Below are 10,474 nucleotides of genomic sequence, written 5' to 3' on the forward strand. Positions count from 1 at the left end.
ACTCTGCATACTGACTTATACCAAATAAATATGGCAGAAACCTATTGGGAAGACGGAATTCATAATAAAAAGGCTGTGTTTGATTTATATTTCCGTAAACTTCCTTTTAATAATGGATATGGAGTCTTTGCTGGACTGGAAAGAGTAATAGAATATATTAATCAATTCCATTTTTCTGAAAGTGATATAACATATTTAAGAGACGTATTAGGTTATCGGGAGGATTTCCTTGAATATTTAAAAACACTTACATTTACAGGCTCCATTCGTTCAATGTCAGAAGGAGAACTTGTATTTGGAAATGAGCCGCTTATGAGAATCGAGGCACCGCTTGCACAGGCACAATTAATCGAAACGGCTCTTCTGAACATCATTAATTATCAAACGTTAATTGCGACAAAGGCTGCTCGGATTAAGGAAGTACTAGGCGAAGAAACGGCGATGGAGTTTGGATCTAGAAGAGCACATGAAATGGACGCAGCCATCTGGGGAGCAAGAGCTGCTTTCATAGGAGGATTTCAGTCAACATCTAACGTAAGAGCAGGTAAGAAATTTAATATTCCTGTTTCAGGTACACATGCCCATGCACTTGTTCAAGCCTACCAGGATGAATATACTGCCTTCCATAAATATGCAAGAAGACATAAAAATTGCGTTTTTCTAGTTGATACGTATGATACATTGAAATCGGGTGTGCCAAATGCCATAAAAGTCGCAAAGGAGCTCGGAGATCAAATAAACTTTATAGGTATTAGGCTAGATAGTGGAGACTTGGCCTATTTATCTAAGGAAGCGAGAAAAATGCTTGATGAAGCTGGTTTTCCAAATGCCAAAATAGTTGCCTCAAATGATCTGGATGAATATACGATCTTAAACTTAAAGGGGCAGGGGGCAAAAATAGATTCATGGGGTATTGGTACTAAATTAATTACCGCCTATGACCAAGCTGCTTTAGGTGCTGTCTATAAGCTCGTCTCTATTGAAAACGAATCAGGTCAAATGGTCGATACGATCAAGATCAGCGGAAACCCAGAAAAGGTGACAACACCGGGAATGAAAAGGGTATATCGGATTATTAATAAAGAGAACCAAAAGTCCGAAGGGGACTATATTACTTTAGAGGACGAAAATCCACAGGAAGAAAAACGGTTGAAAATGTTCCATCCTGTTCACACGTATATAAAGAAGTATATTTCTAATTTTGAAGCAAAAGAGCTGCATAAGGATATATTTGTAAACGGTAAGCTAGTGTACACAATACCTAAACTGACAGATATTCAACAATTTGTTAAAGAAAATCTATCTTTACTTTGGGAGGAAAACAGGCGTTCATTAAATCCAGCAGAATATCCGGTCGACTTAAGTCAGAAATGCTGGGATAATAAAATGGAGCATATTAGAAGAGTAAAAGATAAAGTGAACAAGCTTTAAATAAGATCAGGGGAATGGGACAGCATCGTTAAGCGGGAGGAAGAAAAATGACAATTCAAAAGGAAATAATGGAGAAATTGCATGTCAATCCACATATAGATCCAAAGGAAGAAGTCAGAAATCGAATTACTTTTTTAAAAGAATATTTAATAAAAACAAGAGCGAAGGGTTATGTTCTTGGCATTAGCGGCGGGCAGGATTCAACACTTGCAGGGAAACTGGCGCAGCTGGCAGTAGAAGAGTTACGGAAAGAGGACCATGAAGCCATGTTTATCGCCGTTCGCCTTCCTTATGGCGTTCAAGGAGATGAAGAAGATGCAAAGCTGGCACTTTCATTTATTAAAGCTGATCGGGAATATGTATTTAACATTAAATCAGCCGTAGATGACATTCTTCATGAATATAACTCAATTGTAATAAATAACTCATTAAGTGATTATCAGAAGGGTAATGTAAAGGCAAGAATGAGAATGATTGCCCAATATGCATTTGGCGGAGAGAGCGGGTTGCTAGTCATTGGCACTGACCATGCTGCAGAGGCCATCACAGGCTTTTATACGAAATTTGGCGATGGGGGTGCAGATGTCACTCCGCTGACCGGGCTAACAAAACGGCAAGGAAAAGCACTTCTAAAGGAATTAGGTGCCGATGAAAGGCTTTATTTAAAAGTGCCAACAGCAGACCTTCTTGATCTAAAACCGGGACAGGCAGATGAAACAGAACTTGGGATCTCATACGATGAACTCGATGATTATCTCGAGGGTAAACAAGTAAGCCAAGATGCAGTTGATAAAATTGAGAGACGCTATCTCTTGTCTGAGCATAAAAGAAGAATGCCAGCAAGCATGCATGACAATTGGTGGAAATAAAGGATAAACAGCGTTAGGAAAATTCCTAACGCTGTTTTTTTAATCCACCACAATATACGCGATCATCGGTCCATTTTGTTCTTTTCCATGATGGGTATGACAAATTAATCTATATATCCCTTCTTTTTTGAAATGGAGAGGGACAACCGTATCCTCACCTTTTTTCACAATTCCTTTAATATCGGTTCCTTCAATAGAAAATGGATGCTCAGCCCCATTCACGCCTGAAATAATAAGATTTACTTTTTCTCCTTCTTTCACAAAAATCGTTCCCGGGTCCCAACGGTATGACTCAATCTCTTTCCCATTTGGAAGCTTAGCTTTAAATTCTCCTGTCACCATATGAATTTCTCGAACTTCCTCATTTGCCTCTTGGTTAAATACAGATATCGCACCTTTGTTAACAATTAACCAAATTGATGCAGAGGCTACTGCTACAAAGATAACTAAAAACATGATGATGGCTCTTTTTTTCAAAATCAAAAATGGCATTTGCTTTCTCCCCCCATTAAATGTTTGTCCATTATTATAGATATGCTGATAGGGGGGAAGAACTTGTCTAAATTATTTATTTTTCTTCATAATTCCTCATTAGACTTGGAATGACTAGTACATTCTTCCTGATTTAGCCGAAATACCTGTAAAAATTATACATAATATAGATATAATTAATACATATGTCGGAAAGGGGATGGAATATGGAAGGCATTATCTTATTAGCGGTTGGGGTTCTGATTGTTTTTTTCTTTTTAAAACTCAGGAAAAAGAGAAGGAGATTTAAACTAAAGTATGAGCCGATTCCTGCAAACCTAGGAATCTTAAAGCCTAGGGATAAGGATATCGTAAAGCTCCTTCACTCATCCTTAGCCTCCTCCAATGTTAATCAATTAAAGCTTCGTGTTTTGCAAAACAACGCAAATTGGACAGATCACGATTTTGAATGGGCATATTTTGAGTTGAAAAGATATTTTATTTTAAACAGTTTATTAAAAACAGTTCCGATGTTTAGCGAGAGAGTGGACGAAATTTGGCATGAAATGCTTATGTTTACAAAGGATTATGAAAAGTTTTCGCATAAGTTTTACAAAGGTTTTTTACACCATACACCAAATATCGATTCAAAACCGATCCCGGAGAAAGAGCTTTTTTTGATTGGGTTTATTTAAGTGTATTTCAGTCCTCTACAAATAGCCGTTTGCTTTGGGGCGGATTTTTAAGGCATCCGATAAAGCCAGAAATTCTTCAAGATTTTAAAAATCTTCCAGAAGATGAACTTTTAGATAGATATTTCAGAGCAACAGAAGATTGGATAGAAATTAAAAAATACTTAATCAGTAAAATGAAACAGGAAATATCTCAAGCAGAAATAATGAAGAATAACGAAAATGAATGCTCCTATTCACGTATAAATGCAGACAAAGAATATTATAAACTTCTTCCTGCTGCTGTATTTTTCTCCATGTATTCACCAGAAGTATTCCCACATGATATGAATCCGCTAATTCCAATAAAGCAGGCAAAGGCGAGCGGAGGAGGATCATCTTGTTATGGATATGGCTGCAGCAGCTGCTCATCAAAAGATTCAGGCAGTAATTCCAGCGGCGATTCCGGAGGAAATTCAAGCTGTTCAAGCTGTGGAGGAGGCTGCAGTTAACGGATAAGTAATCCTGATGGATTGCTTATTTTTTTTCGATTTTTTTTCAATAATTATGTTGAAATTAACAGTTATGTAACATTTTCATGATTTTTCTCCTATTAATAATAAGTTTTGATACAATCAAAAATGGACAAGAATAAGATCATATGGATGGGAATATTATGAATAAAACTTTTCTTTCAACACTGATAATTTTATATTTATGTATACAAGCTGCTCATGTAGTGAAAGCAGCCTCGGTTTCTAGCCCCGAGATCAAAAGTGAGTCAGCGATACTTGTAGATTCTGAGACAGGGGCGGTGTTATTTCAAAAAAATGCTGACAATAAAATGTTTCCAGCCAGCTTAACTAAAATTGCCACAGCCATTTACGCTATAGAAAATGGGAATCTTGAGGACCTAGTTACTGTAAGTAAAGGTGCGGCTAATACGGATGGGACAAGTGTATTTTTAGAGGAAGGGGAGCAAGTTCCATTAAAAAAGCTAATCCAGGGCATGTTAATCAACTCAGGAAATGATGCAGCTGCTGCCATCGCTGAGCATCTTGATGGAGACCGATATGAAGATAGAATAAACCAATATCTATCTTCAAAAGTAAAGGTAAAGAATACACACTTCACAAATCCACACGGTCTTTTCAATGAAAATCATTATACAACGGCAAAGGATTTAGCTAAAATAACGAATTATGCACTTCAAAATAATACCTTTAGAGAAATTTACGGAACGAAGGAACTGGCATGGAAGGGGAAGTCATGGGACACTACAATCTTAACCCATCATTTGATGCTTAAGGGAGAAATCCCCTATGAAGCAGTAAACGGAGGAAAGACTGGGTATGTACCTGAGTCTAAATTCACACTTGCATCAACAGCTCTTCAGAACAAGATGGAGCTGACGGCCATAGTTTTGAAAGGGATGAATGATAACTTGGTATATGAAGATACAGAGGCGTTGTTTGATTATGGATTTGAACAGTTTAAACATTCTTATATAAGTAAATCTGCTGTTTTTCAGACAGCGGGAAAAACTTTTACAACTGATAATAACGATGTTTTAATTACAATCCCATCTGCTTTCTATCAAAAAAATGTAACTTCAAATGGTCAGTTACAATTAACAAATAATAAGGGAGATGTCATTCAATCAATTGCTCTTGTTGAAAAAAAGGAAGAAAAAACTGATACTCCTCCATATATTATGGATCAAACTGATCATATAACGATGGGATACTATGGGAAATTTGCAATGGTACTTTTAATAATCGGAGTCCTAATTATAGGAGTACGAAAAATAAGAAAAGCGATAAACGGATAAAATTCGTTTATCGCTTTCTTATTTGAAAATCGAAACAAGCAATAGCATGATGAAGGAAATGACAATCATTGTCCCTACAAGAGCCCATGCAAGATTCATATTTCCTGATTCGATAGACATATAAATAGCAGTTGACATCGTTTGTGTCTTCCCAGGAATATTTCCGGCAAACATTAACGTGGCGCCAAATTCCCCAAGTGCCCTCGCGAAGCTTAATATAGCTCCAGTTATTAATGATTTATAGGCAAGGGGCATCGTAATTAAGAAAAAAATTGTCCATTCTCCAGCTCCATCCACTCTAGCAGCCTCTTTAATTCCTCGGTCCACTTCAGAAAATCCTGTTTTCGCAGATTGATACATCAGCGGCAGGGCGACAATGGATGATGCAATGACGGCAGCCCACCATGTAAACATCATTGGATGATTGAAGATAGATTGAATCCATCTGCCAACAGGACTTGAATTTCCGAAAATAATAATTAATAAAAACCCAATTACGGTTGGAGGGAGGACAAGTGGAAGCATAAAAATTGTTTCCACTATCACTTTGCCCTTAAAGTTTTTTTCTAACATAAATTTTGCTAGCAATGTACCCGTAACAAAAACAAAAAGTAAAGAAATTAATGATACTTTAATAGAAAGTTGAACAGGTGATAGAAATAATTCATCCATAATAATCAATCCAATACAATCAATTTCGCCTTGGCGAAATTGAGCCCAGATTTTTATCGAGCAAGCTCGATAATTTCCTCTAAAAAATCTGAGGCATCCGCCGGAGGCTTAACTTAATTCAGCTGGGATTTAAACCTCCACTGAATTAGATACCTTTTTTGCATTCATTTCCCACTTATAGAAGTGGAAGACTTTTACTGAATAAAGTTAAATCCATATTTAACAAATACCTCTTCAGATTCCTTTCCTTGAATAAATTGATAAAAAAGCTCTGTTTCCTTCATATATTTTGTATTTTTAATTATGCCAACAGGGTAAACGATTGGGTCATGGCTGTCTGAATCTGCCTCCGCAACTACTTTCACTTTATCAGATGTTAACGCATCTGTCTTATAAACAAGACCCGCTTCGACATTCCCCGTTTCTACATATGTTAATACTTGTCTTACATCTTTAGCAAATACAATATTACTCTGAACTTGATCCCATAGACCTAAATGTTCAAGTGTTTGTTTTCCATAATTTCCAGCTGGTACTGCCTCAGGTGTCCCTAAAGCTACTTTTCCATTTCCAAGATTAGCAAGATCATTAAATCCTTCTATCGAATTTTTTGATTCTTTTGGTATGATTAAGACAAGTTTGTTTTCTAGCCTATCAACACCTTGGTTTTCATCAATGATCCCTTTTGAAACTAGTTCATCATATTTATCCTCAGCTGCTGAAAAGAATAGGTCTACAGGTGCGCCTTGGATGATTTGCTTTTGCAAAGCCCCAGAGCCACCAAAGTTAAAAAATAGCTTAATATTTTTATTTTTTTCTTCAAAAAGAGGCTTTATTTCATTAAGGGCATCTTCTAGACTTGCAGCCGCTGAAATAGTAAGCTCAATATTTTCTTCTTCTTTTTCAGTTTGTTTAACTTTATTTTCATTAGATTGTTCAGTAGGCTTGTCTGCTGTACAACCAGCTGCCATTAGTAATAATAAGAGCATTATTACGTAGGTAAATTTTATTTTCATAACTTTTCTCTCCCTTAAATTTGTTTATACCAAATTAGTTATAACTAATTATAACTAATTATAATTAGTTATAACAGTAAAATTTTCCAAAATTCAAAAAAGATAGGGTTGATCAAATGTCTATTCACGATATTTCCTATACGATAGAAGAAGTAGCTTCTTTGTTAAAGGTCTCCAAATTAACTGTATATGATTTAATTAAAAAGAATGAATTAACGTCTTTTCGTGTCGGGAGACAAATGAGAGTGGATTCAAGTGATCTTGAAAGCTATAAAGAAAGAAATAAGAATAAGGGGAATCAGCCAATTATTGATTCGTCTAAAGAAAATCAAGAAATTGTCAATCCTCGCACTTTTGTTATTAGCGGACAAGATATGGCCTTGGATCTGTTTGCCAAGCAGCTGGAAAAAGAAATGCAGGATATTAGACCGCTTCGTTTGTATACAGGCAGCCTAAATAGCCTCATTTCTATGTATAATAACCAATGTGATTTAGTGAGTCTCCACCTATTTGATGGAGATACTGGGACTTACAATATTCCTTACGTAAAAAAAATATTAACAGGGTTTCCGTTTATAGTTATTAATTTCCTTTCAAGATGGGCAGGTCTTTATGTTCAAAAAGGAAACCCTAAAAATATTACTGGCTGGACTGATTTAAATAGGGAGGATATCTCTATCATTAATCGTGAAAAGGGATCGGGAGCACGGGTTCTATTGGATGAACAGCTGCGAATCCATGGTATTCGATCGAAAGAGGTAAATGGCTATCATCTTGAGGAAACAAGCCACTTAACTGTTGCTGGTGCTATTGGGGGAGAAAAGGCTGATATTGGAATAGGAATTGAAAAAGCAGCAAAAATAGTTGGTGTAGATTTCATCCCCTTAATAAAAGAGAGATACGATTTAGTCCTCTTAAAAACGGATGTAAATAGAGAGGTTATTCAAAAAATCAAAGAAATTCTTTCATCCAATGAAATTAAAAAGGAGCTAGGAATGATGGGAGATTATGATTTAAGTGAAACGGGAAAGGTTATTTTTGAAACCTTTTAAATGAAAGAAAGAGGCTGGTCTTAAGCAAAGGCAACAACAATCACCTAAAAGAACAGCCTCTTTTGTATTAACTGAAATAATTATTGTAATCTTTGCTCAACCTGCTGGCAAACCTCATCAGCTGACAGTCCGCTTGCCTCAATAACAGGGGCTTTTGTTACTATGTCATGCATGCCCATAAAGTTATTGTCCATTCCTGTTACTACACAGGCGGAACAATTTTCTGCATCAGCAGCAGACTTTAAGTCCACTACATCATATCCCTTTTCACGAAGTGCATCAGAAACATTCGTTAACGATTGTTCTACCGCAATTTTTTTCATTATTTATTACACCTCCTCCGTTGATAGATTGGCTTTTTTACCTAATTTTTATTCTGTCGTTTTTGGGAATAATTATGCAGGAGAGAAGAAACAGTAAGAAGGGAGGTGAGACCATCATGTCGAAAAGAAAAAAGGATCCATCTAAAGCTGGATTAAGCTCCCCGGAAGTAAAAGGGCAGGGAACAACCAATATAGAAACAGGTGAAAGAACATCTGATTCTACAATTCACAAAAAGAAAAAACAGGATTATTAAAAGGTACATAGTAAAAAACAGGATGGTGCCATTAAGGTTCCATCCTGTCCATAATATTATTTGTACATTTCAGCAACTTGTTTCTGTAATTCAGTGTTCTCTAAATACTCATCATACGTCATTTGCTTATCAACATAGCCATTTGGTGTCAATTCAATAATTCTGTTTGCAATCGTTTGAATAAATTGATGGTCATGAGATGAGAAAATGAGTGAGCCCTTATAATTGATTAACCCATTATTTAAAGCTGTAATTGATTCTAAATCCAAATGGTTTGTTGGTTCATCAAGCAATAGTACGTTCGCGCCGCTTAACATCATTTTTGACAGCATGCAACGAACTTTTTCTCCTCCAGATAGGACACTTGCTTTCTTTAACACTTCTTCGCCTGAGAATAGCATTCTGCCGAGAAATCCTCTTAAGAAGCTTTCACTTTGATCGTTAGGGGAGAATTGACGAAGCCAGTCAACAAGATTTAATTCACTATTTTCAAAGTAGTCAGAGTTGTCCTTTGGAAAATAAGCCTGTGAAGTTGTAACTCCCCATTTATAAGAACCACTATCAGCTTCAAGTTCACCCATTAAAATCTTGAAAAGAGTTGTCTTCGCAAGTTCATTCGTTCCAACAAATGCAATCTTATCATCTTTATTCATAATAAAGCTTACATTATCAAGCACCTTAACACCATCAATTGTCTTACTAATTCCTTCAACACGAAGCAAATCATTTCCAATTTCTCTCTCCGGAGTAAACCCAACATAAGGGTAACGTCTTGAAGATGGCTTAATATCGTCTAAGGAAATCTTATCAAGCAGCTTCTTACGGGAAGTAGCCTGCTTTGATTTAGATGCGTTTGCACTAAAACGGGCAATAAATGCTTGCAGCTCTTTAATTTTTTCTTCTTTCTTTTTGTTTTGATCCGAAGCCATGCGAAGTGCAAGCTGGCTTGATTCATACCAGAAATCATAGTTCCCGACATAAATTTGAATTTTACTGAAATCAAGGTCAGCAATATGTGTACACACTTTATTTAGGAAGTGACGGTCATGGGATACGACAATGACTGTATTTTCAAAGTTAATTAAGAATTCTTCCAACCACTGAATCGCCTTAATGTCCAAGTGGTTTGTTGGCTCATCCAAAAGGAGAACATCTGGTTTGCCAAATAAAGCTTGTGCAAGCAATACCTTTACTTTTTCTCCACCAGAAAGGTCAGCCATTTTTTTCGTGTGCAGGTCTTCACCAATGCCTAATCCTTTTAAAAGAATCGCTGCCTCAGACTCTGCCTCCCAGCCATTAAGCTCAGCAAATTCTCCTTCAAGCTCTGCAGCCTTCATACCATCTTCGTCAGTAAAGTCAGCCTTCATATAGATGGCATCTTTTTCCTGCATGACCTCGTATAGTCTTGCATGTCCCATGATGACTACCTTTAAAGCTTCAAACTCTTCATATTCAAAGTGGTTTTGCTTTAATACGGCTAAACGCTCACCAGGACCTAAATGGACAGTTCCTGTTTGTGATTCAATTTCCCCAGATAAAATCTTTAAAAAAGTTGACTTACCCGCGCCGTTCGCACCGATTAATCCGTAGCAATTTCCAGGTGTAAATTTAATATTAACGTCTTCAAATAGTTTACGATCTCCGTAACGAAGACTTACATTACTAACTGTTATCATTTATTTAAATTCCTCCAGAAAACATAATCTATAAAATTATACCACTTTTTTTGAACAATCGCTAATTTCTTTAATAAACAGGGCAGTTTTGACAAGAAAAAAATAAATTAAATTTTACGAAAAAATACAGGAAATGAGCATAAAATATAGAATACATAAAGTAGATCATTTCAGCTAAATTCTATGAAAAAAATTTTAGACTTTTCAT

11 protein-coding genes are annotated in these 10,474 nt (G+C 36.2%); 6 read left to right on the top strand and 5 right to left on the bottom strand.

Annotated features, from left to right (window positions below; genetic code table 11):
* Nucleotides 1-3: 3 nt before the first annotated feature.
* On the top strand, nt 4-1,431 hold the full coding sequence (locus V7122_RS12135) for a nicotinate phosphoribosyltransferase (protein WP_335491058.1): 1,428 nt from the start codon (nt 4-6) through the stop codon (nt 1,429-1,431).
* Nucleotides 1,432-1,478: 47 nt separating this feature from the next.
* Nucleotides 1,479-2,300, top strand: a complete 822-nt coding sequence (nadE, locus tag V7122_RS12140) for an ammonia-dependent NAD(+) synthetase (RefSeq protein ID WP_335526966.1) — start codon at nt 1,479-1,481, stop codon at nt 2,298-2,300.
* A 39-nt stretch (nt 2,301-2,339) separates the two neighbouring features.
* Here the strand turns inward: nadE and V7122_RS12145 are convergent, their stop codons facing one another.
* Nucleotides 2,340-2,792, bottom strand: coding sequence for a hypothetical protein (locus V7122_RS12145; protein WP_335348338.1), 453 nt, complete (start codon nt 2,790-2,792; stop codon nt 2,340-2,342).
* 206 nt (nt 2,793-2,998) lie between these two features.
* On the opposite strand from V7122_RS12145, the gene V7122_RS12150 reads away from it, so the two are divergent.
* Nucleotides 2,999-3,466: a hypothetical protein gene (locus tag V7122_RS12150; RefSeq protein WP_335355556.1), complete on the top strand. Its 468-nt coding sequence runs from the start codon at nt 2,999-3,001 to the stop codon at nt 3,464-3,466.
* A 652-nt stretch (nt 3,467-4,118) separates the two neighbouring features.
* Nucleotides 4,119-5,273, top strand: coding sequence for a D-alanyl-D-alanine carboxypeptidase family protein (locus V7122_RS12155; protein WP_335347502.1), 1,155 nt, complete (start codon nt 4,119-4,121; stop codon nt 5,271-5,273).
* Nucleotides 5,274-5,291: 18 nt separating this feature from the next.
* Here V7122_RS12155 and modB read toward each other — a convergent pair whose 3' ends face one another.
* Together modB and modA are read right to left on the bottom strand one after the other, a co-directional pair.
* Entirely contained in the window at nt 5,292-5,945 is a 654-nt protein-coding gene (modB, locus tag V7122_RS12160) for a molybdate ABC transporter permease subunit (protein ID WP_335347501.1), read from the bottom strand.
* A 194-nt stretch (nt 5,946-6,139) separates the two neighbouring features.
* Nucleotides 6,140-6,961, bottom strand: a complete 822-nt coding sequence (modA, locus tag V7122_RS12165; protein ID WP_438824065.1) for a molybdate ABC transporter substrate-binding protein — start codon at nt 6,959-6,961, stop codon at nt 6,140-6,142.
* A 116-nt stretch (nt 6,962-7,077) separates the two neighbouring features.
* Between modA and V7122_RS12170 the strand changes: the two genes are divergently transcribed.
* On the top strand, nt 7,078-8,013 hold the full coding sequence (locus V7122_RS12170; protein ID WP_335355526.1) for a helix-turn-helix transcriptional regulator: 936 nt from the start codon (nt 7,078-7,080) through the stop codon (nt 8,011-8,013).
* A gap of 80 nt (nt 8,014-8,093) precedes the next feature.
* Here the strand turns inward: V7122_RS12170 and V7122_RS12175 are convergent, their stop codons facing one another.
* A complete protein-coding gene (locus V7122_RS12175; protein WP_335347499.1) occupies nt 8,094-8,336 on the bottom strand; it encodes a YkuS family protein in 243 nt (80 codons plus the stop codon).
* A gap of 116 nt (nt 8,337-8,452) precedes the next feature.
* Between V7122_RS12175 and V7122_RS12180 the strand changes: the two genes are divergently transcribed.
* Nucleotides 8,453-8,590: a YuzL family protein gene (locus V7122_RS12180; protein ID WP_335347498.1), complete on the top strand. Its 138-nt coding sequence runs from the start codon at nt 8,453-8,455 to the stop codon at nt 8,588-8,590.
* Nucleotides 8,591-8,646: 56 nt separating this feature from the next.
* Here the strand turns inward: V7122_RS12180 and V7122_RS12185 are convergent, their stop codons facing one another.
* Nucleotides 8,647-10,266 (bottom strand): ABC-F family ATP-binding cassette domain-containing protein, encoded by a 1,620-nt coding sequence (locus V7122_RS12185; RefSeq protein ID WP_335347497.1) that lies wholly within the window; start codon nt 10,264-10,266, stop codon nt 8,647-8,649.
* Nucleotides 10,267-10,474 lie beyond the last annotated feature (208 nt).

Source organism: Bacillus sp. JJ1532, from assembly GCF_036965085.1.
GTDB lineage: Bacteria > Bacillota > Bacilli > Bacillales > Cytobacillaceae > Cytobacillus.

Excerpts from the sequence above, each read along its gene's own strand:
- nadE (WP_335526966.1), top strand. The coding sequence starts at position 1,479 with ATGACAATTCAAAAGGAAATAATGGAGAAATTGCATGTCAATCCACAT.
- modB (WP_335347501.1), bottom strand. The coding sequence starts at position 5,945 with ATGGATGAATTATTTCTATCACCTGTTCAACTTTCTATTAAAGTATCA.
- V7122_RS12155 (WP_335347502.1), top strand. The coding sequence starts at position 4,119 with ATGAATAAAACTTTTCTTTCAACACTGATAATTTTATATTTATGTATA.
- V7122_RS12185 (WP_335347497.1), bottom strand. The coding sequence starts at position 10,266 with ATGATAACAGTTAGTAATGTAAGTCTTCGTTACGGAGATCGTAAACTA.
- V7122_RS12150 (WP_335355556.1), top strand. The coding sequence starts at position 2,999 with ATGGAAGGCATTATCTTATTAGCGGTTGGGGTTCTGATTGTTTTTTTC.
- V7122_RS12170 (WP_335355526.1), top strand. The coding sequence starts at position 7,078 with ATGTCTATTCACGATATTTCCTATACGATAGAAGAAGTAGCTTCTTTG.
- V7122_RS12180 (WP_335347498.1), top strand. The coding sequence starts at position 8,453 with ATGTCGAAAAGAAAAAAGGATCCATCTAAAGCTGGATTAAGCTCCCCG.
- modA (WP_438824065.1), bottom strand. The coding sequence starts at position 6,961 with ATGAAAATAAAATTTACCTACGTAATAATGCTCTTATTATTACTAATG.
- V7122_RS12145 (WP_335348338.1), bottom strand. The coding sequence starts at position 2,792 with ATGCCATTTTTGATTTTGAAAAAAAGAGCCATCATCATGTTTTTAGTT.
- V7122_RS12175 (WP_335347499.1), bottom strand. The coding sequence starts at position 8,336 with ATGAAAAAAATTGCGGTAGAACAATCGTTAACGAATGTTTCTGATGCA.